The organism is Pseudomonas sp. Irchel 3F3, from assembly GCF_900187545.1.
GTDB lineage: Bacteria > Pseudomonadota > Gammaproteobacteria > Pseudomonadales > Pseudomonadaceae > Aquipseudomonas > Aquipseudomonas fortuita.
Window position 1 is genome coordinate 314,303 of sequence record NZ_FYDS01000007.1, and the last position, 26,191, is coordinate 340,493.

A 26,191-nucleotide genomic window follows, 5' to 3' on the forward strand; every position below is an offset into this window, starting at 1 on the left:
AAGCAGCCTTACACCCCTTCGAGAAACCCCACCACCACGCTCTTGATGATAAAGGCCAGCACCCCCAGCCCCAGCACGAAGAACAGGATCAACGTCCCGAACTTGCCGGCCTTGGACTTTTTCGCCAGGTCCCAGACGATGAAGCCCATGAAACCGATCAATACGGTGACCAGGATGATCATCATCCACTCTTCGAATACGGCGGGATCCATCTGTGTTCTCCAGGCAGGCTGAGCAGCTGATTATACGCGGGCTACCGTGGGTATTTAACGCAGGTGGGTCAATGGCAGCTCGGTGCTGGCCAACACCTGGTTGAGCACAAAGCTCGAACGCACGCTGGTGACGCCCTCGATGCGGGTCAGGCTGCCTAGAAGCAGTTTTTGGTAATGGTCCATGTCTGGCACCACCACTTTGAGCTGGTAGTCGGCATCCATCCCGGTGACCAGGCTGCATTCAAGCACCTGCGGCAGGACACGGATGGCCGCCTCGAAGGTTTCGAAGCGCTCCGGGGTGTGGCGGTCCATGCCGATCAGCACGTAGGCGGTCAGGCTCAGGCCCAGCTTCTTGCGGTCGAGCAGGGCCACCTGGCGCGAGATGTAGCCGTCGTCCTCCAGTTGCTTGACCCGACGCGAGCATGGCGACGGCGACAGGCCGATGCGTTCGGCCAGTTCCTGGTTGGAAATGCGCGCATCGCGCTGCAATTCGGCGAGGATGCTCAGGTCGTAGCGGTCAAGTTTGCTCATGGCATTTGCCTTTTCTGTACGTATTGCGGCGAATTATCAATCCAGGGTGAAAAATTGCGCAAGTGCTATTTATCTGAGCAATCTTCGCAATCCTCTGCCGCAACCTCTCCGGTATCTTTATCAACAGAATCACTGCCCGGACATCAGTCCACGGCGACGCGCTCTAGGCGGGCGGTCGCGGCCAGCCATCCAACAGGATGCGCCAGGCCCCCGGGCTACACACCCTTCAGAAGACGGTGTGAGGTGAGCCGGCGCCACAAGTGCCGAGCACGGACGACAATTTCAGAAGGGAGGCCCTGCGGCCTCCCTTTTTTCTGTCTGGAAATTTAATTGGCCTGGGTGGCCGTCACGGTAGACTGGCTGTGATTGCAGCATTTTCTACCGAGAGGAACACCATGAAGTCGCGCATCTGGCAGTTGGCAGGTGTTGGTTTGCTGGGTTTGAGCATCAGCCTGGGGGCTTTGGCCGAAGGGCCGGGTGAGGGGCATGGCGAACGAGGCCAGCAAGGGCAAGCAGATGGTATGCCCGGCCGCTCGCTGAACTCACGCGACGAAGTGCGCCAGACCCAGCCGCCAAGGCAGGGCTACTACCAGGACATTCCCCGGCGCCATGGCGATAACCGTCAATGGGAAGCCGGCGGCCCTGGGCAACGCCCGGGTGGTGATTGGCAGGGGCGCCCGGATGGCCATGGCAACGGCTGGGGGCCTGGGCCGCAGTATCGCCCGGGGCACACGGTGGATCATTTCCCCGACCGCTACTGGAAAGTGCCCTACCGTGGTGCTGACTACTTCTACTCCGGTGGCTACTGGTATCGCCCGCATGGCGGCAGTTACATCGTGGTGACGCCGCCTTACGGCGTGCGGATCAATTACCTGCCGCCGTATGCGCAGGAGGTATGGCTGGGTGGTGCGCTGTTCTTCCTGGTGGCGGACACCTATTACCAGTATCTGGCTGACAGCCAGGAGTATGTGGTGGTCAACCCGCCCTCCGTCGCGCCGGCACCCGTACCGGTGTCACCGGCCAACGGCGGGTACGACGTGGTGGCTTACCCGATGAACGGGCAGGGGCAACAGCAGCAGGAGCAGGACCGCTACCAGTGCCATCGCTGGGCGGTGAGCCAGTCGGGATTCGACCCGGCGACGGCGACTTACGCACCGGCGGCCAATGTGCTCGACACCTATCGCCGGGCGCTGGGTGCCTGCTTCAGTGGCCGGGGTTACAGCATCAACTAAGCCAGTTGTGCTGTCGGTCCCGGCCCTGTCGCCGGCAAGCCAGCTCCCACAGGTATTGCGCATGCCCTCAGGCCGGTCACGCCTGTGGGAGCTGGCTTGCCGGCGATTTGCAGATTCACACCGGGTCGGCGTGCACCATCACATCCGCTTGTGGATAACGCTGGCGGATCACCCGCGACGCCTCCACACACAACCCATGCGCGTCATGCAGCGGCAACTGGCCCGGCAGCTCCAGATGCAACTGCACGAACCACTGATTACCCGACACCCGCGTGCGCAGGTCATGCACACCTTTCACGCCGGGTATGGCCAGAACCAACGCGCTCATGTCTTCGCCAACATCGCCGGGCAGTTCCTTGTCCATCAGTATCGACGTACTTTCGCGGGCAATCTGCAATGCGCTCCAGAGGATGTAGCAGGCAATGCCCAGGCCGAACAGTGCATCCAGTTGTGGCCAGCCAAAGCGTGCCAGCAACAGGGCCAGCAGAATGCTGCTGTTCAGCAACAGGTCCGAGCGGTAGTGCAGGGAGTCGGCCCGTACTGCGGTGGAGCCGGTCAGGCGAATGACCTTGTGCTGCAGTGCCAGCAAGGCGAGCGTCAGCACCAGTGACAGCAGCATCACTGCAATGCCGACACCGGTGTCGCCCAAAGGCTGCGGCGTGTGCAGGCGTTCGGCCGCCTGCACGCCAATCAGCACCGCACTGACGCCGATGAACAGCGCCTGCGCCATACCGGCCAAGGCTTCGGCCTTGCCATGGCCAAAACGGTGGTCGTCGTCGGCGGGGCGCAAGGCGTAGTGCACGGCGAGCAGGTTGATAAACGACGCGACAGCATCCAGTGCCGAGTCGGTCAACCCGGCCAGCAGGCTGACCGAGCCGCTCAGCCACCAGGCCAGGGCCTTGCTCAGCACCAGGATACTGGCCACCGCCAGTGAGGCGCGGGTGGCCAGGCGTAGCAGGCGCTGGTGTTCGGCTGGGGTGATCATCCGTGGTCAAGTCCGTGTGTGGGGTTCAGGCTGCCGGCACCAGGCCCAGGCTGGCCAGCTGTTCGACGCTGCCGCGGTGCTGGATCAGCCGTGGGTCGTTCAGCGGCAGGCGCTGGCCCAGTTCGCTTTCGAGAATGGCCTGCAACTTCAGGTTGTCGACCTTGCCGTCGGGGCTTACCGCTTCTTGCAGCTTGGCCGGGTCGACCTGGGCGGTGCGGCCACCCGGGTAGTAGATGGCGCCGGTGGCAAAGTCGATGCCGAAGGCAATCAGCCCCGGGATCACGTAGAACAGGATGCCGATGGCGTCCATTGCGGCTACCACGGGGTCGATCTTGCCGCCGATCTGGCCGCGCCGGTCCGGGTAGAAAATGGTGCCGCAGGCCGTCAGCTGGGTCAGCAAGGTGGCGATGAGAGCGCCGCCGATGACGCGGGATGGGATGCGCATGTAAATCTCCGAGAGGGTTTTCAGCAGGGCAAGCGAAGCGCCTGCGCCTGAAGCTTAAGACCATGATAGAGCAGGCTGGGTTCGCCGTTATACTCGCCAGATTGTTCGAGGACCACCATGATTTCATTACCGATCGATGCCGTCTTGCCTGCCTTGCGCCAAGCCCTGGAAAACCGTCACGAAGCCGTGCTCGAAGCGCCACCCGGCGCCGGCAAGACCACCCGCGTGCCGCTGGCGCTGCTGAACGAGCCGTGGCTGGCCGGGCAGACCATTCTCATGCTCGAACCCCGGCGCCTGGCGGCGCGGGCGGCGGCCGAACGGCTGGCCAGTGAACTGGGCGAGCAGGTCGGTGAAACGGTGGGTTATCGCATTCGCCTGGACAGCAAGGTCGGGCCGAAAACCCGTATCGAGGTGGTGACCGAAGGCATTCTTACCCGCCGCCTGCAAGCCGACCCGGCGCTGGAAGGTGTGGGCCTGCTGATCTTCGACGAATTTCACGAGCGCAGCCTGGATGCCGACCTGGCCCTTGCCCTGAGCCTCAATGGCCGTGAGTTGCTGCGTGACGACCCGCCACTGAAGATCATGCTGATGTCCGCAACCCTGGAGGGCGAGCGCCTGTCACGGCTGCTGGATGAAGCCCCGGTGGTCAGCAGCGAGGGCCGCATGCACCCGGTGGATATCCGCTGGGGGCGGCCTTTCCAGCCGGGCGAGTTCATCGAGCCACGGGTCGTGGACAGCGTGCTGCAGGCCTTGGCCGAGCAGACGGGGAGCGTGCTGGTGTTCTTGCCCGGCCAGGCCGAAATCCGCCGGGTGCACCAGAGCCTGCAGGAGGCACTGGGCGAGCGGCCGGAGATTTTGCTGTGCCCGCTGCATGGCGAACTTGACCTCAATGCCCAGCGCGCAGCCATCGACCCGGCGCCCAAGGGCCTGCGCAAGGTGGTGCTGGCCACCAATATCGCCGAGACCAGCCTGACCATCGACGGCGTGCGCGTAGTGATCGATGCCGGCCTGGCCCGGGTGCCGCGGTTCGATCCTGGCAGTGGCATGACCCGGCTGGACACCCAGCGTATCTCCCGCGCCAGCGCCACCCAGCGCGCCGGCCGTGCCGGCCGGCTGGAGCCGGGCGTGTGCTACCGGCTGTGGTCCGAGGCCCAGCATGACCAGTTGGCTGCCCATGGCAGCGCCGAAATCCTCCAGGCCGACCTGGCTGGTTTGGCCCTGCAACTGGCGCGTTGGGGCGTCGCACCTCATCAGTTGCGCTGGCTCGACCAACCGCCCAGCGCAGCGTTTTCCCAGGCTCAGGACCTGCTGGCGCGCCTGGGGGCATTTAAACCGGGCAGCCGCGACAACCTCAGCGATCACGGCCAGGCCATGGCCGAGCTGCCGGCTCACCCACGTATCGCCCATTTGTTGCTGCGTGGTCAGGGCCTGGGTTTGGCCGCCATGGCCTGTGATGTGGCGGCGTTGCTCGGGGAGCGGGATATCCAGCGTGGCGGCGGTGCCGACCTGCACAGCCGGCTGGCGTTGATCAGCGGCGAGACCAAGGCCAGCCGAGGCGGCCAGGGTGGCGTGCAGCGCGCCCGGCAGCTTGCCCGTCAGTACCGTGGCCTGTTGCGCGGCAAGGCCAAAGCCGCCGTCGCTGACCCTGATCACCCGCGCTGGCTTGGGGCCCTGCTGGCGCTGGCCTATCCCGACCGGGTTGCGCAGCAGCGGCGTGAAGGGGGCGCCGAGTATCGTCTGGCCAACGGCCGTGCAGCCTTGTTCGGTGAGGTCGATGCGTTGATGAAACACCCGTGGCTGGTGATCGCCGACCTGGGCAGCCGCCAGGGCCAGCGCGAAGAGCGTATCTACCTTGCGGCAGCATTCGACCCGGCGCTGCTCGATGATGTGCTGGCCGAGCAGGTAGAACGCGTCGATCTACTCGACTGGGACGAGCGCGAGCAGGTGCTGCGTGCCGAACGCCAAACCAAAGTGGGTGAGCTCATACTAAGCCGCGAACCACTGACCGGCCTGGGTGATGAAGCGCGCGCCAAAGCGCTGCTCGGCCTGGTACGACGCAAAGGCCTGAACCTGCTGACATGGACACCGGAACTGCGCCAGTGGCAGGCACGGGTGGCACTGTTACGCCAGCTGGACCTGGACAGGGGCGGGCAAAGCGAATGGCCCGACCTGGGTGACGAGGCGCTGCTCGCCAGCCTGGAAGACTGGTTGCAGCCCTACCTTGGCAAAGTGTCCCGCCTCAGCCACTTCAGCGCGCTGGACCTGCCGTCGATACTGCGCAACCTGCTGCCCTGGCCGCTGCCGCAACGCCTTGACGAACAGGCACCCGCGCATCTGGCCGTGCCGTCCGGCTCGAACATCCGCCTGGACTACAGCGAAACCCCGCCGATTCTTGCCGTGCGCCTGCAAGAACTGTTCGGCCTTGCCGACACCCCGCGCATTGCCAATGGCCGGCAGCAGGTCAAGTTGCACCTGCTGTCACCGGCACGCCGACCCGTGCAGGTGACCCAGGACCTGGCCAATTTCTGGCGCACCACTTATGCCGAGGTAAAGAAAGACCTGAAAGGGCGGTACCCCAAGCTATCATGTCTCGTTAAATGAAAGTGTTTATCGTGAAACATTCTGACATTGACTGATATCTTGTTTTTCTTACGCATAACATTCAGGCTTGACACTCGAAGAATGGGTGGGGCGGTTTGGTGGCAGCGTTTGAAAATCCGGCACACAAAGGCCGCATTGTAATAATCCCCGAAGTCAGCGAAGTTTTTGCTGAACTGCACGTTAGTAATGAACCTTCTAATTCAATGCCAGTAACTATTAATGGCATTAGTGAAAGTATCATTGCTTATCAAGTAAATGAGGCGGCGCTTCCTGATGCGCTCACTAGGGCTGTATATAATCTGCCGTTTATCTTTCATAAAGATGGCACTCCGTGGATAGAGGCAAATTCTTTCCTGCTTAGTTTGATTCAGAACAAGCATGCACAGAATCGCCCAACAGATGATGCGAGAAGAAAGGCAAGTCGCCTTCTCGATTATTTGATGTTTTGTGAAAGCCATGGTATCGACTGGCTGGACTTTTCTGGGCGACGCCTTCCGCAGCGACCAACATACAAATACCACAGATATCTGCTCGATAATCCAAATCGCGGTGCGGCGGTTGCCAATCAATATACGGGTGTGGTTTATCAGTTCTACAAGTATGTGTCTAGATTTTGGCATGATCTAGATATAGAACGTGTTGATACAGTTAAGCAAATAAGTATCTATATTGAAGGGGCTCACGGGTTCCAAAAGAAGGTAACTGTAGAAAAACGTAGCCAAACCAGAGCATTAGCGCCGAAAGCCCCTACGCCAGCTGGATTTGTTAATGATGAAGGTGAGCTTCTACGGCCTTTAACGAATGTTGAGCTAGCGCATGTTGTGAAAGTAATTGAAGGCGACGCTTGGACAGCTCAAGAGCGACTGATCGTCTTGTTCGCGCTTATGACAGGCGCGCGCAAACAAACCGTGCTGACGCTGAGAGTGAGGCATGTTGAAGCGCTAGCGAATGGGTTGCTACAGCCAGATGGCTCCTATCTTTTGAAGGCTGGCCCTGGTACTGGGATCGACACTAAATTTAGTAAGGCTCAAAACCTATATGTCCCTCAGCAATTGGCTCAGGACTTGCTGACGTATTTGCGAAGCCCCTTTGCTATAAAAAGGCGTGAAAAATTCCAATCTGAGTTTACCCTAAACCATCCAGGGCTTGAAAAAATTGATGATAAGGATATGTATGTTTTCTTGTCTGAGCAGTGTAATTGTTATTACATGGCGTCGACGGATCCGAGGTACATGTACGCGAAGTCACGACCAGTAGGTGCTGTTGCGAACACATTGAAGAAAAAACTTTTAAGAAAAGCGAATAAAGAGCTTTCCACGGAATTTACATACCATTGGCTTCGTGCGACGTATGCATATCAGATTTATCAACGACTAGTTCCCCGGATAGCTGACGGTACACTTCAGCCCGGAGAAGAAATCACAATTATTCAAGCTCGGCTTCATCATGAAAGGCGTGAGACGACGGAGAACTATCTTAAATTGTTCTTGATGACGTCCGAGAAGATCAGTGCTCAAGAAAGCTACGAGAATGTGCTTTTCAAAATGTCTGGTTACAGTGACTTGATTTTGGATAATGTTGATGTCGGCTAATCGTGTGCCTCGTAAAATCCACGCTATTGATTTGTCCTATGTTGGTCAAGAACATGAGATTCTCCATCCTGAGAGTTTAGCTCTTTCACTGTCAAATCGAGTTTCGGCCTTAGATATCGGCGTGTTCGTATATTCTGTGCGTGAAAAAATACGGGGAGCTGGATATTGGGTGGATGAGAGCTCGCTGATTCCTAGTCGACGGAAGATGGTCATCGCCTGGCTTGACAAAATGTGGTCGTCAGGCACTAAAGGGAATAGCATTGAGACTGACGTAAAGAATTTTGAGTACGCAATAAATTGGTGCGATGGGTATGGTTACCGTGATGTAATGTGTACGCCTGAAGGCGCTCAGCGTGCATATATGGCGTTCACCAGCTATCTGTATCAGGAAATCGCCAGTGGCCAAGCGAAGCCACTAAGTTGCCAAGCCCGTCAAACTATTCTTCGTAGAGTTCTGGCGTTGCAATTTCCGGAAGACTATGGGTACATAATCGCAAGTGCTCCACCAATAAAAAATCGTCGTGAAGGTCTGGAACCGCCTGATGAAGACGACGTAAAGCTATACATAGACATCACACTAAATATTGCGCTATCTGTATCAAGGTTCTTGGTGGGTTTTCAAGCCTTCCCTCTAAGATTCGATACCAACGAATATCATACGTATTTTTTTCCAGGTACCGGTAAATTCATTACTCCATTGACAGAGGGTGAACATGGTTATTCTGCGTACGATTACCGAGAGGGCCGCCTCCTTACTATCGAAGAGCTAAGTATAGCTAAACCTGAGGCTAGACTAGCTGACCTGCGCGAAACTCTTAAGCGAGCTCAGCGTGTGATTGATGATGCAAATGCGGATTCCCATCATCAATTTAGGGTAAGGCTGGCAGGCCTCGCCATGAAGGCTTACGCGTGTCTTATAAACTTAGTGGTCGGAGCCAACTCTGGTGAGGTTATACAGTTTCTTTACGAAGACGCCCTTGAAGTTGTCCGTTCTCCTTTGAAAAAAGAGCTGTCAGCAGTGAAATTGAGAGCGAAGGGGTTAGTAGTTAACTACTCTATAGGCAGAGGGCCTGGCATGAAGCTTCTGCGCGAATATCTTGAGTTTCGTAGCTGGATCCTGAACGGCCGCTCATCAGAACTGCTTTTCTTTCATGTAGTTGATGGTCGAGGGCTGCCGTCCACTGATTTCCCTAGTCTCGAAAATAATTTCTCCACGAAATTTTATAACAAATTGCAAGGGGTTTTTGTTAGTAATAGTTCGAAGAATATTCCACCTAGGCTTGTCCGCAAGTTTAAGAGTTTGACTCTGCACCATCTGCGTCATTCGCCAATGCTGGTGAGTGCAGTGCTTAACCATACTGAGCGCACGAATGCGCAGTTTTACAGTGGAGTAACTGATAAACAGCAGAAGGAAGAGTTTGGAGGGTTCTGGGCCTCAATGCTGGAAGCAGCCAAGCGCTTTAGTTCTGAAAGCCAAGTGGGAGGGATACCTATTGCTGCAGGCCACTGTGACGGTTTGAATGATCCAGTGGCAGAAATTCCCGTGGTTACTATTGAACCTGATTGCAATAGCCAGTATGGATGTTTGTACTGTATACATTACTTGGTGCACTCTGATGAGGCTGATATCCATAAGCTGATGAGCTTCAAATATGTAGTCGAAGCCATTAGGGAAAATGCTCCGAATTTTGAATTCTCCGAAGAAGTTTTAAAAGGCGTAATCGTCCGTATTAGTTTTATTTTGGAGGGGATTTCAAAAAGATCCAAGAGTGCGTCTGATTTGATAGGGGTTATGAATAAGAAGGTTTTTGAACTGGGTATCCTCACTCCTTTCTGGGAGCGCCGCTTACAACGCTATGAGAAAATGGGGATCTACATCTGATGAAAAACTTTTTTGATGAATTGAATCAGGGGTTACAGGTTGCAGAAGTTATTCAGCAATCGCATGGCAAAAGCTGGAGGCCTTCGGCGGACTTTGTTCTTTGTAGGGATCTTGAGGGAAACCCGACAGCTGTCTTTGGTAAGCCTTATTGGGACTTCAATCCAATGCGGCTTAGAGCTAACAAAATCTGGGCCATTCGCTTTGATGGCGTGTTTGGCACAAGTGGCACAGCTCAAAACTCACTGACCGAGGAGATCAAGTGGATTCTTTTTTGTTTGCTTTTTTTTGTCAGCACTGGCCATATTGGTCGGATGAGCGTAAGTATGCTGTCACAGTATTTTCTAACACTGCGTACCGCTGCGCGATTTTGCTATGAGAAGGGTGCTGGTGAACTGGCGGGAGTGATTTCCCTACAAGAGCTTCTTACCACGCCTGCCTACTTGACGGCATACGCTCGCTGGATGAAGGTTAATGAGGTTGGAAGCACGCAGCGCAAGCTGATGCGAGCCCTTCTCGGCCATCTGGTGAGCGTGGGCGAGGATCGGCTTGGCTATAAGTTACAGGGGGTATTTGATATCGATTTCGATATTGATGAAGACGCTAAACAGCACCCTGTGATTCCGACCAAAATCTATCTTGCTGTAATCAATGCACTTGGTCTGTCTCTTGATGTTCTTTATGATCATCGCGAGCCGCTTGAGCAGTACTTGGGCGAGTTCGATAATCCTCGTTACGGGTATACTCATTATCACCAAAAAAAGGTCAATGGAAACAAAGCCCCTAAATCTTATGAGCCAGTCTTCGAAGAAACTTTGAAGATTCATAAGATAGAGTCTCTGTTCAGTGGTGATTTCTCATGCTCAGGAAGAGGCGTTTTGTCATCAACTGTTTTGAAGATGCAGTGGGTAGCTAAGACGGTTATTCATTTGTATACAGGCATGAGAGACCAGGAGGTGTTGCGATTGCCTTACGATTGTATCGATCAAGACGAAGTGGTGTCAGCTACGCTCGATGAGGGTGGCTTGGCACGGGATAAGCCCATCATAGTCAAGGTTTTGTCTACCACTACTAAGTTTACCGGGTATCGTAAAACAGTATCTTGGTTAGCCACTGATGAAGCTGTTCGCGCGGTAGAGGTGGCCCGTGCCATATGTCGTGGTATTTCCAAGTTGTACGGTGTTGACCCTAAAGCAATGCCGCTATTCTTAAATCCGGCCATCATTAATCGTGCTCAAACTGAAATCGGCGTACCGTTTTGGAATGATGTTTCGAAGCCGGACTTCCTGCTGGAAGGGTTTATTATAACTCCATCTGATTTAGAAGAGTTGCAGCTCACCGACCCCAGTCGTGATTTTTCAAATGAGAAATTTTTCCAGGTAGGGAGCCCATGGAATTTCACTAGCCATCAGTTTCGTAGGTCACTGGCATTCTATGGCAGCAGCAGTGGTTTCATATCCATGCCTAGCCTTAGGAAGCAGTTCAAGCATTTGTGTACTCAGATGACACGTTACTATGCCAATAACTTTGAGCTTCTCAAAACGATATTTGGATACTATGACGAGAAGAAGGGTGAGTACGTACTTCCTAAGACTCACGTTCTCTTTGAGGTGCAGACCGGTGTGCCAATGAACATCGCATATGATCTTTTGGCACATGCATTTGGAGATGACGCTCCTCTGTTTGGTGGAGTTGGTAGCTATATTTCAAATCAACGTGGCAAATTAGAAAGCGGTGATGTGCATATAGTTGACATGCGAAAGGAAACGGAGAGGCAGGCTGCCGATGGCAAGATCTCATACCGTCCGACCTTGCTAGGTGCATGCACACGAACTGGCAAATGTGAGCACTTCCTACTCGGTGCGGCTGTGAGCTGTCTAAGTTGCGCTGATGGCATTATCGAGAAGGAAAAACTCGACGAAGCTATCGAGGATAACGAGCGTGATCTCGAATTGTATGAGCCCGGAAGTGGTGAGTATCAAGTTGTACAGTATGAGCTGAGCAATATGAGAAAATTCAGGGAGCGTCTCATTCCAGCAGTGGAGGTAGCCTGAGATGGCGAGTGATGGTGTAAAAGCCTGCGTAGAGGCATTTGAGCGTCTTAAGGCTGGGAAGCCTCACGTTGCTGCTCACGTTGGACTTGATGGCACGAAGATCACTGCTGGGATCGTCAGCTTTGAGGCCGGTTTCGACAGAGGCTACCTCAAGAGAAAGAGACCCAGTCACCAGGCATTGATTGCTCAGATTGAGGCGTTCCGCACTAGCTTCGGTAACTTGGCTGCCTCAAAAACTCTTCAGATAAAGCGCGCTAACGATAAGGTCGTCAAGGCTCGTAGTGAGCTGGATGTAGTGCGGGAGCAGTTGTATCAAGTGATGACGCACAACATCCAGCTTGTAGAGCGGGTGAGGCTTTTGGAGGATCAGTTGAAGCGTCTATCCAACGTCAAGACCATGCCGAAGCGAGAGTAGCGCCGGCTAGGCGAGGCGCCCCTAGCAAGGTCGCCTTAGCTTTTCCAAGGTCGCCCTTTTTCACCGACTTCACCTGCCCTCTGTCTCCTATCGAACGCTTGTATACTGCCGAGCATTAAGCAGGAGTACACATGAGTTCGTTGCCAATTGACGCTGCGTTGCCAGCTCTTCTCAAAGCCCTTCGCGAACGCAATGAGGTGGTGCTGCAGGCGCCACCTGGTGCAGGTAAAACGACGAAAGTCCCGCTCGCTTTGCTCGAGGAGTCCTGGCTGCAGGGCCAAACGATCATCATGCTCGAACCACGTCGTCTTGCCGCACGCGCCGCTGCGGAGCGAATGGCCAGCGAGCTTGGTGAGAAGGTTGGCGAAACGGTGGGCTATCGGATTCGCCTCGATAGCAAGGTCGGGCCGAAAACCCGTATCGAGGTGGTGACTGAGGGGATTCTTACGCGCCGCCTGCAGAGCGATCCTGCCCTCGAAGGTGTCGGCCTGGTGATCTTCGACGAATTCCACCTTCGAAACTTGGATGCCGATCTCGGTTTGGCGCTGACGCTCAATGGGCGCGAGCTTTTCCGGGACGATGCTCCATTGAAGGTGCTGCTGATGTCGGCAACGCTCGAAGGTGAAAGGTTGTCGCGCCTGCTGAATGACGCTCCGATCGTGACGAGCGAGGGTCGAATGTTCCCGGTCACCACCATCTGGAGCAAGCCGCAGCAACCGGGTGAGTACATCGAGCCCCGGGTCATCAGCGCATGCCTGGACGCCCTCACCGATCAGGCCGGCAGCCTTCTGGTTTTCCTTCCCGGCCAGGCCGAAATTCGCCGCGTGTTGTCAGGGCTTGAGGAAGGGCTCAATGCCTCACCGTCGCTGCAGAAAAACACGCTGCTTTGCCCGCTGCACGGCGAGCTCGATCTTAATCATCAGCGAGCTGCAATCGATCCCGCCCCTCCAGGCATGCGCAAGGTTGTGCTGGCCACGAATATCGCAGAGACCAGTGTGACCATCGACGGTGTGCGTGTGGTCATCGACGCTGGCCTTGAGCGTGTTCCGCGTTTTGATCCTCGCAGTGGCATGACCCGGCTGGATACTCAGCGGATATCCAAGGCCAGTGCCACCCAACGGGCAGGGCGTGCCGGTCGACTGGAACCGGGTGTCTGCTATCGACTCTGGTCTGAAACCCAGCACGACCAAATGGCGGGTTTCAGTTCGCCCGAAATTCAACAAGCGGATCTCACAGGTTTAGCCCTGCAGCTTGCTAAATGGGGCGTTCATCCAAGTGACCTGAAGTGGCTTGATGCCCCACCTGCAGCTGCTTACTCGCAAGCGAACGATTTGCTTCGACGGCTCTGCGCCTTGCAACCAGATGGGCAACTTACTAAGCACGGCCAAGCGATGGCCGAGCTGCCGAGTCATCCACGGATTGCTCATCTCCTGCTGCGAGGTCACGAGCTGGGACTGACTGAGACAGCGTGCAACATCGCAGCATTGCTCGGTGAGCGCGATATTCAGCGTGGTGGCGGAGCAGACCTTCATAGTCGTTTGGCCATCCTATCTGGTGAGCAACGTGCGCAAAGAGGTGAGCAAGGTGGTGCTCAACGTGCGAAGCAACTCGCCAGGCAGTATCGGTCATTCTTGCGTGGCTCAGGATCGCAATCAGTCGCTGATTCAGACCACCCGAGGTGGGTGGGCTGCCTTCTTGCGTTGGCGTATCCCGACAGGGTCGCTCAACAGCGTCGTGCGGGTGGAGCTGAATATCGATTGGCAAATGGTCGTGCAGCGATGTTCACCGAGACCGATGCACTGATGAAGCATTCTTGGCTGGTGATTGCCGACTTGGGTAGCCGGCAAGGCCAGCGTGAGGAACGTATATACCTCGCTGCCGACCTAGACGAAGCGTTGTTCGACACTGTCTTGAAAGACCAGGTCAGCCAAGTAGATGAACTTGAATGGGATGAGCGGGAGGGGGGACTCCGCGCTGAGCGACAAGTGAAAGTAGGGGAGTTGGTTCTGTCCCGCGCGCCGCTAACGAACCTAGGTGATGAAGCGCGAGTTCAAGCGTTGCTCAACTACGTGCGTCGAAAAGGGCTGGAGCTTCTGCCGTGGACACCTGAGCTCCGTCAGTGGCAGGCGAGGGTCGAATTGCTGCGCGTGCTTGATGAGGAAGCTGGTAGTAAGAGTGCGTGGCCTGATTTACGTGATAAAACATTGCTGCAGTCGCTGGAGGAGTGGTTGGGGCCATACGTGGGAAAGGTGACCCGGCTCAGTCATTTTGGCCAGCTCGATCTGTCCAGCATCATTCGCAACTTGTTGCCCTGGCCTCTGCCGCAACAGTTAGACACACAGGCGCCTCAGACGATTGCAGTACCCTCGGGATCGAACATCCGTGTGGACTATGGTGAGCGTCCCCCTGTACTTGCCGTGAGGCTACAGGAACTCTTCGGGCAAGCGGATACGCCGCGCATTGCTAATGGTCGCCAAGTGCTCAAGCTGCACTTGCTATCGCCTGCTCGCCGACCGGTTCAGGTTACTCAAGACTTGGCGAACTTCTGGGCTTCCACTTACGTTGAGGTGAAGAAGGATTTGAAGGGTAGGTACCCCAAGCATTTCTGGCCTGACGATCCCCTTGTCGCACAAGCAACTGCAAGAGCTAAGCCTAGGGGGACATGATCTAGATGTGAGGCATGACCACGTCTCAATGTCGCATACGTGAAGTGGCGGTCGACCTATAGCGTTCCGCCATCTTACGTCACTGATCTGCAACTGGCATGTGCCAGAACTTGTGGACTGTGGAATATGGCATTTCCAGCTTCACTGAGGTCTCTTTTTGAGTGAGGCCCTCTGCCTTGCAGTCGAGGATTGCTTGAATTCTGTCTGGTGGGATTGGCGGCTTACCTGATTTCGCTGCGATCAATGCTTTACCCGAGAATTGCGCAGGCAGGCTTTCCATCACACGCATCTCACCCAGCTTGCCCAGCTCCGCCCAGAGGTGGGTCATAAACTCTTCGAGTGATTCCTGGCGTTCGTAGGAGGCGGCAGCGGCGAGGAGTGCCACCGAATCGACGTCCAAGCGCTTACTGATGTCTTCGAGCATCTCGAGGCTGACATTGGATTTCGCGTGCTCGATCTTGTGCAAATGACTAGGCTCCACCGTGGAGGCGAGCTGTTCTTGGGATAGGCCACGAGCGGCACGCGTGGTGCGAAGGACTGCTGCCAGAGTGTATCGCGTTGGCATGGGAGAGCTTCCCGCAAAGGGAAGCATAAGGCCACACTGAAAACTCTACATCCACGTACTATAGGCAGTGAATGTGGAATGGTGGTATGGTGGTCTCACTAGCTCCCACAGATGACTTGCGTTCTGCATGGACATTTACTGCTGGGCGCAAAGTTGTCAATTTATATGAATCGTTTCTGGGCGAAGTGCTAGCTAGTTGCCCCGATTGATAGGTGGAGTGTGTTGTGCTGGTCACCCAAAGAACCAAACTCCGAGGGCAGTTTTTAGCTCTGGACAGCCTGAATCTGTTTTGGGATTCAGCAAGTCTCAATCCCGATTGCTATTACTTTGTCGTTGAAGGAAGTGGCTTCGTGAATGGATGCCTAGGCCCGTCTGTGCGTTTGGTGTCGAGCGTTGAGGTGGTTGACTCCCTGTGCAAAGGGGATGCGGTGGATTTCCTGAGTGTCAATCGAGTTCATTTGCTTGCTCCACCGGCGATGACCAATCAATCCGAGTTTTCGATGAAGCTGCTTTCCGAGATTCGGATCAAGGATGGTACCCAGCCGACCCCGGTTTACGAATTTGTCACGTCTGAAGGACACGTCTACTCGAGCGCGAGAGGTTGATTCATGGCGGTCACGTTGGATGAGGTTACAGAGTTTCTTTACGGCGGCGGCGAGGTTGTCCATGGTTGGGCTGACGATAGAGGAGAGCTGGTTCAAGCAGCAGAGCAGCGCTTTCCAGGAAAAGCGTTTTGCTTGGTGAAGCGTTGGATCATCGTTGAGATTCCCGCGAATGAGGTTGAGCCGTTGCCGGACGGGATCGCGCCGATGATTGTGCTCGCTCATGAGGTCATATACGACAGCCGTGGACGGTTCGTACCTGGTTGCTGGGTGAGATCTACGTACGCGATCTCGCATGAGCATCCTTGGATTTTTGAGACTCGCAACACCGTCTATCTGCTTATCGGCGACGGATACAAGAAGCAAGCCTCGCTCGAGATGGTTCTGTCATTTCGTCCGTGATGACCCAGTTCTTGAAGCCCGGGCGTCCGTCGGACGGGCCCGGGATTAGCGACCCAGCCCTTGTATCATGGAGCGAGGTATGAAGATTGCGGTTTACTCCGACCTACACAACGAGTTCTCCGAGTTCGTGCCACCTATGCTGGACGTCGAGCTGGTCGTGCTCGCGGGTGACATCTCTGTGCGCGGTCAAGGGGTCGAGTGGGCAAACGCGGCGTTCGACTGTCCAGTGATCTACGTCCCTGGGAATCACGAGTTCTACCGGGGGCACTTAGACCGAACGCTGACGAAGATGCAACAGGCGGCAGCTGGGCATGTTCATGTTCTGGATAACCATACACTGATCGTTGGTGATGTGAGATTTTTAGCGGCGACGGGGTGGACAGATTTTACGTCCACAGGGGATTACCGCGTAGCGATGTCGTTGTGCTGGGAGTGGATGAGCGACTTCACGCAGATCCGAATCGGCGAGGGCTTTAGGAAGCTTCGCCCTGTCGATCTCATCGCTCGCAACATTTGTGCGCGGGACTTTCTGGCTACGGAGTTGGCTAAGGACTTCGGTGGCAAGACGGTCGTCGTCACGCATCATTGCCCGATTGAAGCGGTCGCTGGTGATGCTCATGAGGGCCACCTCGGTGCTGCGTACTTCAACCAGTGGGGTGACCTAGTTTCGCAGGCTGATGCCTGGATCTTCGGCCATACCCATTACGCGGTCGACACGATCGTTTCGGGATGTCGGCTCATATCGAACCCCAGAGGGTATCCAGGTGAAAAGACCGGCTTTGTACCGGACTTCATCATTGAAATCTAAGCACCTCTAGGAGCGAAACCTCTCAGAGGGGTATTGAATTGGACGCAGGAGCGCATGAACACATGACAGATGAGATCGTCAGGTACCCAGGTGAAGAACCATCGATTTTTCAGCTCACGCGCATCATACAAGCGATGGGTCAGCAGTATTCTGTGCCGATCACTGCCTATCTGAGCGACGTCGAAATTTTGAACGATTGCGCAGTGGGGGTCGTGGTTGGTCAGATCGTTCCAGGGCTTATTGAGAAGCGCACAGGGGCATATTTGCTTACGACCACGCCGATCTTCTCGTTGAAAAGGGTAGGGCGCTTCTGGGTGGTTGATACAAAGGCAGGAAATTTTGTTCTGACTTCATTCAAGCGCGGAGCGGGCCGGAAGAGTCTTCGAGCATTCATTACAAGCGCAGACCAACCTGACGCTTCGCCAACGAGCGAGCCAGGCGCCTTTGCGGGCGCCTGAAAGGTCGATTATGCGGATCAGGTGAGCGTCGCGAGGAGTGTACGCAAAAAATCCTGACGGCGATGAATCGAGCTAAGAATCACGTAGTCGCGTTCGCCATCTGGTGGTAGATGACCACTTTCCATTAGGCCGATGATGTAACCCTCCGCCTTCCCTCGGGCCTCACGCAGGTCTTGCTCTGTCGTGGATTTGTGAATGTCATCCACCAGGCGTTTCCAACGCTCGGCTTGGCGTTTGCCGGCAGGGTCGCTGGAGAAAGTAGGAGCGTGAAGCAGTGAATCGTAGTAGCCGGTAGCAGGTTGCGTGCTCAAGCGGGAAGCTCCACAGATTAAATCTGGAGCGATTTTATCATGCGTACACTCAATCGCCTGTTACTGCTCCGCCAGGGCCTGGCGACCCGTGCCTGGCTTAAAGCTGTGGAGCATTAGGTTGGGGAGTCTGGATGGGTTGAGATCGGGAAGGTGCGACTCATGATGGCAGATGGTGACGGAGGCTCAGAATGAAGGTCACACAAGCAGGTGAGTCCGATGTAGTTGTCGACGTGGTATGCGATGTCTGCGGTATGTCTACGCGAGATGGCGAAGGTGAGCCCCAGTACGGAACGATGCATGCGGCATGGGGCAAAGGCTCAGCGCATTGCGGCCAAGAGTACGAGCTTCACCTCTGCGAAGGCTGCTTTTTCTCTCAAATAGCTGAGATGAAGAGGGCGCGGTGGCTCGCTGTGATGTTTGATCAGGAAGGCGACGCGATTTTAGGTGATGACACCTACGGTCGGATCAGAACACCTATCTCAGATGGTGGTTGCGAAGATACATGACCGTTTGCTCGATCTCGTTTTAGGGCAAATTATGGAATACCAATAATTATTGCCCTAGAATAATTTTCCGTAATTCTGAACCCGTTGTCATGCTTGCGCTCCGCCTTTTGGCTCCACACGGCTGCGTACTGCACTGCTCCAGCAGTGGTTTTACGGAAAATGCGCGGTGAGCCTCACATCTCAAGGGGATGCGGAGCTCCTCTAAAAATGCAGTCAATGGAGTCTTAGCTTGAGCACTCTGCGCACTCTGCTTGCTAAGCCGCTTCGCGAAAATGCGACCCTCATACCTAGCGCGGTTTATCGTTGGGGATGACTGGCGTGGCCAGACCCTCTATTCGCGTTTGACTTCGGAGCACCATGCAGCGTCAGGGGGATTGGGCCTTGGCCTGTTCATCGTCGGTGAAATTGTTGCCCGACATGGTGGTGCCATCGATGTCGAATCCAGTGTGCAGTATGGCAGTGTGTTCCGATTCTCGCTTCCAACCTCATAGTCCACGCGATCCCTGCTCCGGTGGGAGCGACAGCATTTAGCGCCACCGGTCTGCCTCTACCATCAACATGCTGAACGTACTGACGCTGCATTCACCTGAACAGAGTAGGGCGCATTTCTGTAGCCCCTGACGATCGGGAGTTCAGCATGAAAGCAATCGTGTACAACGGCCCACGTGACGTCTCGGTCAAGGATGTACCGGACGCGAAAATCGAAAAGCCTATGGACGTGCTGGTACGCATTACCACGACCAACATCTGCGGTTCTGATTTGCACATGTACGAGGGCCGAACCTCGTTCGAAGCCGGGAGAGTTTTTGGTCACGAAAATCTCGGTGAGGTAATCGAGGTAGGGGCAGGGGTCGACCGGGTCAAAGTCGGTGACCGAGTCTGTCTACCTTTCAATATCGGCTGCGGGTTCTGTGAGAACTGTGAGAAAGGCCTCACTGGATTCTGCCTTACAGCGAATCCTGGTGCTGCGGGCGCGGCTTACGGTTTTGCCGAGATGGGCCCGTATCAGGGCGGGCAGGCCGAGCTGCTGCGTGTGCCCTATGCGGATTTCAACTGCCTGGTGCTGCCGGAAGATGCCCAGGAGCGTGAGGATGACTATGTCATGCTCTCGGATATCTTCCCTACAGGCTGGCATGCAACAGAGCTTGCCGGTTTGCTGCCGGGTGAAAGCATTGCGATTTACGGCGCAGGGCCTGTCGGCCTGATGGCGGCCCATTCGGCAATCATCAAAGGCGCGTCCCAGGTGTTTGTCATCGACAACCAACCGGATCGCCTGCAACTCGCCGCGCAGCTTGGCGCAACCCCTATCAATGCAGTCGAGCAGAAGGCCGTGGAAGAGATTATGAACCTTACTCACGGCAAAGGCACCGACAGAGGCTGTGAGTGCGTCGGTTACCAGTGCTGCGACAAGCATGGCCATGAAGCGAACTACCTCACCATGAACAACTTGGTCGCTTCAACCAAGGCCACTGGTGGCATAGGCGTGGTTGGAGTGTTCGTGCCAGAGGATCCTGGAGCGAAAAACGAACTGGCGAAGCAGGGCAAGATGGCCTTCGACTTCGGTGCGTTCTGGTTCAAGGGCCAACAGATCCGGACAGGCCAGGCGAATGTGAAGGCCTATAATCGCCGCCTGGCAGAGCTCATCCATCATGGGCGCGCCAAGCCCTCGCAGATCATTTCCCATCGTTTGAAACTGGCCGAAGGCCCAGATGCCTACAAGCACTTTGATGCGCGGGATGATGGCTGGACGAAAGTGGTGCTCAAGCCTGCGGCCTGATCTGCTCTCACTGCTTCCAGGGACGGAAGCGTGGTGAGGAGTGCAACCTGTATATTTTAGAAGCAACCTTTACCGGCTTGTCAGTGCGTTATCACCCGGCAATTTCCAGTTGCGTGTTCTTGCGCCACCCTCGCAGATTCATGGCGCAGAGACAGAACTGCAGGATGATCAGAGCCCAGGCATGTGCTTGCCAGCCCCACACAGCCCACAGCACGTTGCTTGCGATGAAGCAGCAAAATCCTATCTTCCTTCTACCCGGACGACGCGAACCAATGCACCAGGCTGCCAGTACGGTCATCACCATGGCGGGCCATTCAAGTAATCCAATCCAATATTCCATGAAACCTTCCAACTGATGATGGGGTATCTGAAGCTGATCACCTGCCAGCGTCCTGAGCGCTGGCAGGTGATCGCTCGACTAAGCCGCTCGCTGCTCGCCCTTGAGCATCTTTTTCTGCATTTCCATCGTTCGCCCCAGCTCCTCGAGGGTGTCCTTGCTGAGCAGCTTCTTCGCCGTGGGGAACAGCTCGCCTTCTTCTTCCGCGATGTGATGCTCCAACAGCTCTTTCATGACCTTGACCCGCCCGGCGAATTCGACGGTGCCAGTTTCGGTATGCAGCAGGTCGGGTAGGACGAGCGAATCGACAGTCCGGTGCTCCTCCTTGGCCTCGTAGTACATCTTCGCTTCTTCCTTGCCTCCCGCTTCCTTGATGGCCGGATAAAGAATTTCTTCTTCGAGCGCGGTGTGAATCTGCAGTTCCTGCTCGATCCTGTGGAGTAACTCGGCCCGTTTCTTCACCGCTCGCTCGGTGGTGGTCGACAATTCTTCGAGTAGCTTCTTCACCAGCTTGTGGTCTTGAATCAGCAAGTCGATAGCGTTCATTGGCGTTACCTCATCACGGATGGGATGTAAGAACTTGCCTCTGGTTGAGTCCCCGCCAAACGACACGGTTCAATGGAGATGATGTCTGGCGTCACCGTTCAGGATGGCAACCACTGATGGCCATCGCAGCTCTGAGGGCTGCCAGGTGAGTCAAGCCCTGCGGAAGGTTGCCCAGATACTGCCCCGTCTGCGGATCGACCATCTCCGAGTAGATGCCTACTCCATGTGATAGCCCTTTCAAAGCGTCTGCATAGGCGGCTTCGGCGCGTTCCTGGTTACCCAGAATGGCCCAGGCTTCGATTAACCAGAATGTGCAGGCTAAGAAGCAACCTTCCTCTTCCTGTGCATCGGTGCAGCGATAATGGAAAGCGCCGGCCCCTAGATCATGATCAATTGCTTCCAGCGTGCTGCGCATACGTTCCTTGCTTGGGTAGCCGAACCTGACGGCCAGTGCCAGTGAAGCGTCCAGTCGGTCGCTGTCTGGATAGAACAGGTAAGCCTGGCGTTCTTCGCTCCAGCAGTGCGCCTCGATCCATTGTTGGATGCGCTGTCGCTCGCGATCCCAGCGTTCACGGCAGGTGGTGGGAAGGTGGCCGCCATCTGCCAGTTCGATGGCCCGGCTCAAGGCTTGCCAGCAACTGACCTTGGACATCGTGTAGTGCTGTTTTTCCGGCAACTCCCAGATACCGGCATCCTGCTGACGCCAACAGTCGGCGCACTGGTCGGCAAGGCCTGAGAGGAGCATGGCGCTCGGGGAATCAAGAATGTTGCCGCTGTCGATGAAGCAGCGCGCTGTTTCGAAGATATCGCCGAACACACCGTGTTGGAGCTGGTCGCGGGCATCATTGCCGACGACTGGAGGGGAGTTCTTGTAGCCAGGCAGATCGACCGGGCGCACGCAATCACCGATTGCACCGTCCAGGGTATAGAACACCCGTGGCCCATGTTCATCCAACCGGCGCAGTAGCCAGGTGAATGCAGCCTTAGCCTCTGGCTGTGCGCCGATGCCCAGAAACGCCTCGATGGTGTAGCCGGCATCGCGTATCCAGGCGAACCGGTAGTCGTAGTTCTTGCAGCCGCCAATCCGTTCGGGAAGGGACGAAGTCGCTGCCGCCATGATCGAGCCACTTGGAGAGGACAGCAGAAGCTTGAGGGCCAGCGCATTTCGGATGACCTGAGTCTGGTACGGGCCGTCGTAGACCAGTCCCTTCGACCATTGGCACCACTCCCGGTGCGAGCCGTCGATGCGTTCATCGATCAGGGCCAACGGCGGTGCCACCAGGGGCTCATCACGCCCTGCGATAATTGCAACCACTGAGCGTTGTCCAGCTGCAAGGCTAAGGACAGCACGGACGCCCATGTCGTCTTTGCGTTCGATGTGCACATGATGGTCGTGCAGGAACATGCCGAGTATTCGCCCCGCATGAAAAACGCAGGCATTGTCATTCGGCGCCACGTAGGGGCTTACCGTGTCGGCTTGGGTTCCGAAGTCGATGGCTAACTCGAAATCGACCGCACCCTCGACACACTCAATGCGCCTGGCGAGTTCGGCCCAAGGCAGGCGTCCGGCTGGCCCGCTGTTCAAGGATTCCGTCAGCCGGGCACGACCCTGAGTGGTGATGAAAATTGTCTCAAGGACGTTGCTGTCTGCTAAGTAGCGGCGCTCAGCAACGAACGGCTCGCTAGGGGTAATGGAAAAGAAGCCTCCTGTTTCAGGGGCCAGCAGCTTGTCGAATAGGGGTGGTGAATCCATGTGCGGCACACACCACCAGTCGATGGAACCGTCCAGGCCAATCAGTGCCACGGAACGCCCATCGCCGAGCGCACCATACTGCTCCAAGGGCAACCATCCACCCTCATCTCGTTGAGGTGCACCCTGTTGAGCTTCTACCGGTTCTCTTTCCATCAGCATGCCTTCGAGATCACGTGTTCTCATTCCGACAGGGCTATCTGGCGTCTGGTTCGTCTTATGTGAGCGCTGCGTAAATAGAGGGAATTTAGAATTGGCATGGATATCTCATGTAAAGCGAGACACAAGGGAGCTTCGTTGCCTCGCATTTACCCTGCAGGGAACAAGAACAAAAGGGGGCTTACATGAGTTGTCTGATTTGCGCGGGGCAAGCTGAGTCCGTTGAATGCACCGGTGGCTGGGAAGAGCGACACTGTTCTCAATGCGGCTGTTACCGAATGTCCCAAACGCTCATTCTGGTGATGATGGAAGAGGGTCAGATTTTTGATACCGAGCGGATGCGGGCCTGGCTGGTATCTCGGCGCGAACTGATGCCCATCCCTACCATCGACCATAGCCAGGCGATATTGGCACTCTAAACGGACATGGGTTCTACCACTGACAGCCTGTTGTCTTACTCGGCAGGAATGATTGAAATCTTTCCATTGCGTTCGACGATAGCGAACTTCACTTGCTCAATTTTTTCGATGCCTTGGCTGTCTCGTGCTGACTCGAGGATATCGTCCTCCGTGAGTCGTGCCCGACGCATGCGGTGATGCAGAAAGCGCCCATTCTCAACAACCAGGGTAGCGTGCCCGTCCAGAAGTCGGGCCAAGGGCTTGGAGTTCAGCTTTGCTAGTGAAAGGCCGACGTCCAGTACGATCAGCGTGGCGATCACCAGCGTGGCATTGGTGAATGAAAAATCGTCACCCAGAAGCGCCTGCTGGGTGGCTTCCCCGATGATCAGCAACAACACGAAGTCGAAGGTCGTCAAATCGGCCAGCGAGCGCCGCCCGGCCACGCGAAACAGCAGCATGAGGGCGACATACATTCCGGCTGCGCGGAGGATCGAATCCATGACGCACTCCTAGGGGTAAAGAAATGTGGAGAAGTGAACGGCGCTTTCAGGGCCAGCCCTGACGCTGCCCTCCAGAGTGCCTACGTGCTCACTTCGAAGGGTCAAGTACAAGGTGGCGACCCCATCTTCTTTAGTACCCAATTGGAACAGCAGGGCCTGGCCATGCGACATCGACTGTTGTGGCTCCGGTTGCAACGTCTCGATACTGGCGTCACGGAGCAATGATCCCTCGATTTGCACTTCCACCGGCTGACCAGGGATACCCTGAACGGTGATGAATAGACTGTCTGTCGTGCCGCTTCGGCTGAGGCGCTGGTACTCAACCCGTACCCGGCCATCCTGGCTCACCACCTCGGCATCGCTCAACGGGCCATTACCGAACAGGCCTGCCAAGGCAAGCAATACGATGGCCACGAGCACGTACCAGCCCACGCGCTCGAAGCGCCAGACGCGCTGCTGCATCGGTATATCTTCATGAACAGGGTGACGCCTGGATAGCAGTTCATCTTCCGACATGATCACAGCCCTCAGGCGCGCTCGCCGCGTAACCAGCGCTGGTGATAGTGGGAAAGCCGGGTCAACCCGAAAACGGCGCCTTGGCGCATCACTTCAGACCGCTCGCCGAAGAAACGCTGAGTGCGCGTGAAAACGGCAATTGGCTCGCCGGCGAAAGCCCACGCAAAGCACATCGTCCCCGGTGGTATCCCGGATTCGGGTGCCGGCCCGGCTACCCCGGTGGTGGCGATCACCACGTTCGCATCGCTGTCTCTCAAGGCGCCCAAGGCCATTTCCCAGGCTACTGCTTCGCTGGTCAGGCCATATCGTTCGATGGTTTCGGCGCTGACGCCCAGCAAGCGCTTCTTGGCGCTGGGCGAGTAGACGACATAGCCGCTTTCCAGCACCTCGCCGGTACCCGGTACCGCCGCCAACAAAGCCACAAGGCAGCCCGCAGTGCACGATTCTGCTGTGCTCAAAATCAGTTTGTTGTTTTTGAGATAGCCGAGAGCGGCCAGTACAGGGTCGTTTTCCATTTCAGAATCGACTCGCTTGTTTTGCGGTGGACGCGATGCTGGGGTATTTGGTTCATCGCATCTAATGCCCGGCTATCTCGGGGAGTGAACCTGACCTGAACTTTGCCTCGTACATTGGCTTCTTTTATTCAAAGACAAGGGTAGGAGAGCAAGATGAAGAATGAGAGCGATAGGCAAAATGCAGGTGCGCAGACGAGGCCGCATGGGGAAGAGGAGCGAGACAACGATGCTCATCGTCCGGACGGATCAACGGGGACAGCCCACGACTCCACGGCGCAAAAAACGGCCCGTGATCACGATCAGCAAAAACGCTGAAACTGCCCACGAAAAGGGTTTGAGGCTCGCCAACTCGGCGAGCCTCTTTTCGCTAAAGGATCGGTTTACCGCCAGTCACTGCGTAACGTGAGCCACTGATGTAGCTGGCCTCGTCGGAGCCCAGCAGCACGTAGATCGGCGCGACTTCGACCGGCTGCCCCGGGCGCCCCATCGGGTAGCTGGAACCGAAGTTCTTGACGGCCTCGTCCGGCATGGTTGCCGGAATCAAAGGCGTCCAAATAGGGCCTGGCGCGACGCTGTTGACCCTGATGCCTTTCTTGGCTAGCAACTGAGCCAAGCCAGCAGTGAAGTTGGCAATGGCTCCCTTGGTCGTGGCATAGGCCAGCAGGCTGGGGGATGGATCGTCGGAATTGACCGAGCTCGTATTGATGATCGAGCTTCCCTTGGGCATGGAAGGCAGAGCCGCCTGGCAAATCCTGAAGATCGCGGTGATGTTGGTATCGAAGGTCTTCACCCATTCGTCATCGTCGATTTCTTCCAAGGTCTCGTGGGACATCTGGAACGCCGCGTTGTTGACCAGGATGTCGATGCGCCCGAACTGGCTAACGGTCTTTTCGACGATGTCGTAGCAGTGCTGTTTCTGCGCCAGGTCTCCGGGCAACAGCAGGCATTGACGGCCTGCGGACTCAACCCAGCGCGCGGTTTCTTGGGCGTCTTCATGCTCATTCAGATAAGCGATGGCGACGTCGGCTCCTTCACGGGCATAGGCAATCGCTACTGCCCGCCCGATGCCGCTGTCTGCTCCGGTGATGAGTGCAATCTTGCCTTCGAGTCGATTGTGGCCGGTATACGATTGCTCACCACAATCCGGGTAGGGCTCCATCTTGCGCTGTGAGCCGGGGACATTTTGAGGCTGTGAAGGGAAGGGCGGGGTAGGGAAGTCTCGCATGGTGGAAGCTCCTGCAGTTGAGAACGCTTGTTATCGTTCGAACGGAGCTAAGGGCCGACGTTGAGATGAATTCAGGGTTTGAACGACGGGCGGTCACTCCTTCTATCTCCATTGAATTATCGGGAATTGGTCGGCTCTACCGCTGACCCGTGTCGCGCTTTCTGTGTGAGGCTCCACTACATCCAGCTGGCGTGACCCGCGCCC

General features: G+C 56.0%; 28 protein-coding genes. 15 read left to right on the forward strand and 13 right to left on the reverse strand.

The annotated features are described in order from the left end of the window. Nucleotides 1-8: 8 nt before the first annotated feature. Entirely contained in the window at nucleotides 9-212 is a 204-nt protein-coding gene (locus tag CKW35_RS17530) for a DUF2788 domain-containing protein (protein ID WP_003249787.1), read from the reverse strand. 54 nt (nucleotides 213-266) lie between these two features. Next, nucleotides 267-743, reverse strand: coding sequence for an Lrp/AsnC family transcriptional regulator (locus CKW35_RS17535; protein WP_016489331.1), 477 nt, complete (start codon nucleotides 741-743; stop codon nucleotides 267-269). Between the two features lie 395 nt (nucleotides 744-1,138). Here CKW35_RS17535 and CKW35_RS17540 point away from each other — a divergent pair, with 395 nt between their 5' ends. Further along, nucleotides 1,139-1,975: a DUF6515 family protein gene (locus CKW35_RS17540; protein ID WP_016489330.1), complete on the forward strand. Its 837-nt coding sequence runs from the start codon at nucleotides 1,139-1,141 to the stop codon at nucleotides 1,973-1,975. Nucleotides 1,976-2,090: 115 nt separating this feature from the next. On the opposite strand, the gene CKW35_RS17545 is transcribed toward CKW35_RS17540, so the two are convergent. Beyond that, on the reverse strand, nucleotides 2,091-2,960 hold the full coding sequence (locus CKW35_RS17545) for a cation diffusion facilitator family transporter (RefSeq protein ID WP_016489329.1): 870 nt from the start codon (nucleotides 2,958-2,960) through the stop codon (nucleotides 2,091-2,093). 25 nt (nucleotides 2,961-2,985) lie between these two features. Continuing rightward, complete coding sequence (locus CKW35_RS17550; protein ID WP_016489328.1) at nucleotides 2,986-3,405, reverse strand: hypothetical protein; 420 nt, start codon at nucleotides 3,403-3,405, stop codon at nucleotides 2,986-2,988. Between the two features lie 117 nt (nucleotides 3,406-3,522). Between CKW35_RS17550 and hrpB (CKW35_RS17555) the strand changes: the two genes are divergently transcribed. The 6 genes from hrpB (CKW35_RS17555) (at nucleotide 3,523) to hrpB (CKW35_RS17580) (ending at nucleotide 14,612) form a co-directional block, all read left to right on the forward strand. After that, on the forward strand, nucleotides 3,523-6,006 hold the full coding sequence (hrpB, locus tag CKW35_RS17555) for an ATP-dependent helicase HrpB (protein ID WP_095116501.1): 2,484 nt from the start codon (nucleotides 3,523-3,525) through the stop codon (nucleotides 6,004-6,006). A gap of 98 nt (nucleotides 6,007-6,104) precedes the next feature. After that, nucleotides 6,105-7,598: a site-specific integrase gene (locus CKW35_RS17560; RefSeq protein ID WP_028698519.1), complete on the forward strand. Its 1,494-nt coding sequence runs from the start codon at nucleotides 6,105-6,107 to the stop codon at nucleotides 7,596-7,598. Further along, entirely contained in the window at nucleotides 7,588-9,480 is a 1,893-nt protein-coding gene (locus tag CKW35_RS17565; RefSeq protein ID WP_028698520.1) for a hypothetical protein, read from the forward strand. Before CKW35_RS17560 ends, CKW35_RS17565 begins: the two co-directional genes overlap by 11 nt. Further along, entirely contained in the window at nucleotides 9,480-11,531 is a 2,052-nt protein-coding gene (locus CKW35_RS17570; RefSeq protein ID WP_028698521.1) for an integrase, read from the forward strand. The genes CKW35_RS17565 and CKW35_RS17570 overlap by 1 nt, the downstream gene beginning before the upstream one ends. Before the next feature lies 1 nt (nucleotide 11,532). After that, complete coding sequence (locus tag CKW35_RS17575) at nucleotides 11,533-11,946, forward strand: hypothetical protein (RefSeq protein WP_028698522.1); 414 nt, start codon at nucleotides 11,533-11,535, stop codon at nucleotides 11,944-11,946. Between the two features lie 131 nt (nucleotides 11,947-12,077). Beyond that, nucleotides 12,078-14,612 carry an ATP-dependent helicase HrpB gene (hrpB, locus tag CKW35_RS17580; RefSeq protein WP_028698523.1) on the forward strand — a complete coding sequence of 845 codons (2,535 nt, stop codon included), beginning with the start codon at nucleotides 12,078-12,080 and terminating at the stop codon, nucleotides 14,610-14,612. Nucleotides 14,613-14,691: 79 nt separating this feature from the next. Here the strand turns inward: hrpB (CKW35_RS17580) and CKW35_RS17585 are convergent, their stop codons facing one another. Continuing rightward, nucleotides 14,692-15,204, reverse strand: coding sequence for a helix-turn-helix domain-containing protein (locus CKW35_RS17585; protein ID WP_080693987.1), 513 nt, complete (start codon nucleotides 15,202-15,204; stop codon nucleotides 14,692-14,694). 197 nt (nucleotides 15,205-15,401) lie between these two features. Here CKW35_RS17585 and CKW35_RS17590 point away from each other — a divergent pair, with 197 nt between their 5' ends. The 4 genes from CKW35_RS17590 (at nucleotide 15,402) to CKW35_RS17605 (ending at nucleotide 17,447) form a co-directional block, all read left to right on the forward strand. Then, nucleotides 15,402-15,782, forward strand: a complete 381-nt coding sequence (locus CKW35_RS17590; RefSeq protein WP_028698525.1) for a hypothetical protein — start codon at nucleotides 15,402-15,404, stop codon at nucleotides 15,780-15,782. A 3-nt stretch (nucleotides 15,783-15,785) separates the two neighbouring features. Then, nucleotides 15,786-16,181 carry a hypothetical protein gene (locus CKW35_RS17595; protein ID WP_028698526.1) on the forward strand — a complete coding sequence of 132 codons (396 nt, stop codon included), beginning with the start codon at nucleotides 15,786-15,788 and terminating at the stop codon, nucleotides 16,179-16,181. A 79-nt stretch (nucleotides 16,182-16,260) separates the two neighbouring features. Further along, nucleotides 16,261-16,989 carry a metallophosphoesterase family protein gene (locus CKW35_RS17600; protein WP_028697835.1) on the forward strand — a complete coding sequence of 243 codons (729 nt, stop codon included), beginning with the start codon at nucleotides 16,261-16,263 and terminating at the stop codon, nucleotides 16,987-16,989. Nucleotides 16,990-17,051: 62 nt separating this feature from the next. After that, nucleotides 17,052-17,447 (forward strand): hypothetical protein, encoded by a 396-nt coding sequence (locus CKW35_RS17605; protein WP_042131944.1) that lies wholly within the window; start codon nucleotides 17,052-17,054, stop codon nucleotides 17,445-17,447. A gap of 17 nt (nucleotides 17,448-17,464) precedes the next feature. Here the strand turns inward: CKW35_RS17605 and CKW35_RS17610 are convergent, their stop codons facing one another. After that, entirely contained in the window at nucleotides 17,465-17,758 is a 294-nt protein-coding gene (locus tag CKW35_RS17610) for a hypothetical protein (protein WP_042131946.1), read from the reverse strand. A gap of 188 nt (nucleotides 17,759-17,946) precedes the next feature. Here CKW35_RS17610 and CKW35_RS17615 point away from each other — a divergent pair, with 188 nt between their 5' ends. From CKW35_RS17615 to CKW35_RS17625, 3 genes are all read left to right on the forward strand, one after another. Further along, nucleotides 17,947-18,264 carry a hypothetical protein gene (locus tag CKW35_RS17615; protein WP_028697834.1) on the forward strand — a complete coding sequence of 106 codons (318 nt, stop codon included), beginning with the start codon at nucleotides 17,947-17,949 and terminating at the stop codon, nucleotides 18,262-18,264. 272 nt (nucleotides 18,265-18,536) lie between these two features. Further along, on the forward strand, nucleotides 18,537-18,755 hold the full coding sequence (locus tag CKW35_RS17620; RefSeq protein WP_080693989.1) for an ATP-binding protein: 219 nt from the start codon (nucleotides 18,537-18,539) through the stop codon (nucleotides 18,753-18,755). Nucleotides 18,756-18,901: 146 nt separating this feature from the next. Then, nucleotides 18,902-20,041: a glutathione-independent formaldehyde dehydrogenase gene (locus CKW35_RS17625; RefSeq protein ID WP_028697833.1), complete on the forward strand. Its 1,140-nt coding sequence runs from the start codon at nucleotides 18,902-18,904 to the stop codon at nucleotides 20,039-20,041. A gap of 91 nt (nucleotides 20,042-20,132) precedes the next feature. On the opposite strand, the gene CKW35_RS17630 is transcribed toward CKW35_RS17625, so the two are convergent. From CKW35_RS17630 to CKW35_RS17640, 3 genes are all read right to left on the reverse strand, one after another. Further along, nucleotides 20,133-20,381 carry a hypothetical protein gene (locus tag CKW35_RS17630; protein WP_028698527.1) on the reverse strand — a complete coding sequence of 83 codons (249 nt, stop codon included), beginning with the start codon at nucleotides 20,379-20,381 and terminating at the stop codon, nucleotides 20,133-20,135. A 78-nt stretch (nucleotides 20,382-20,459) separates the two neighbouring features. Further along, entirely contained in the window at nucleotides 20,460-20,924 is a 465-nt protein-coding gene (locus CKW35_RS17635; protein WP_028697831.1) for a hemerythrin domain-containing protein, read from the reverse strand. A 91-nt stretch (nucleotides 20,925-21,015) separates the two neighbouring features. Continuing rightward, nucleotides 21,016-22,770 (reverse strand): glycoside hydrolase family 15 protein, encoded by a 1,755-nt coding sequence (locus tag CKW35_RS17640; RefSeq protein ID WP_028698528.1) that lies wholly within the window; start codon nucleotides 22,768-22,770, stop codon nucleotides 21,016-21,018. 248 nt (nucleotides 22,771-23,018) lie between these two features. Here CKW35_RS17640 and CKW35_RS28015 point away from each other — a divergent pair, with 248 nt between their 5' ends. Further along, entirely contained in the window at nucleotides 23,019-23,252 is a 234-nt protein-coding gene (locus CKW35_RS28015; protein WP_131812211.1) for a hypothetical protein, read from the forward strand. Between the two features lie 35 nt (nucleotides 23,253-23,287). Here CKW35_RS28015 and CKW35_RS17645 read toward each other — a convergent pair whose 3' ends face one another. The 4 genes from CKW35_RS17645 to CKW35_RS17660 form a co-directional block, all read right to left on the reverse strand. After that, nucleotides 23,288-23,731: a DUF421 domain-containing protein gene (locus CKW35_RS17645; RefSeq protein ID WP_028698529.1), complete on the reverse strand. Its 444-nt coding sequence runs from the start codon at nucleotides 23,729-23,731 to the stop codon at nucleotides 23,288-23,290. A gap of 9 nt (nucleotides 23,732-23,740) precedes the next feature. Continuing rightward, on the reverse strand, nucleotides 23,741-24,193 hold the full coding sequence (locus CKW35_RS17650) for a hypothetical protein (protein WP_080693988.1): 453 nt from the start codon (nucleotides 24,191-24,193) through the stop codon (nucleotides 23,741-23,743). Between the two features lie 65 nt (nucleotides 24,194-24,258). After that, on the reverse strand, nucleotides 24,259-24,762 hold the full coding sequence (locus CKW35_RS17655; RefSeq protein WP_028697827.1) for a CinA family protein: 504 nt from the start codon (nucleotides 24,760-24,762) through the stop codon (nucleotides 24,259-24,261). Nucleotides 24,763-25,129: 367 nt separating this feature from the next. Beyond that, nucleotides 25,130-25,987 carry an SDR family oxidoreductase gene (locus CKW35_RS17660; RefSeq protein WP_028697826.1) on the reverse strand — a complete coding sequence of 286 codons (858 nt, stop codon included), beginning with the start codon at nucleotides 25,985-25,987 and terminating at the stop codon, nucleotides 25,130-25,132. Nucleotides 25,988-26,191 lie beyond the last annotated feature (204 nt).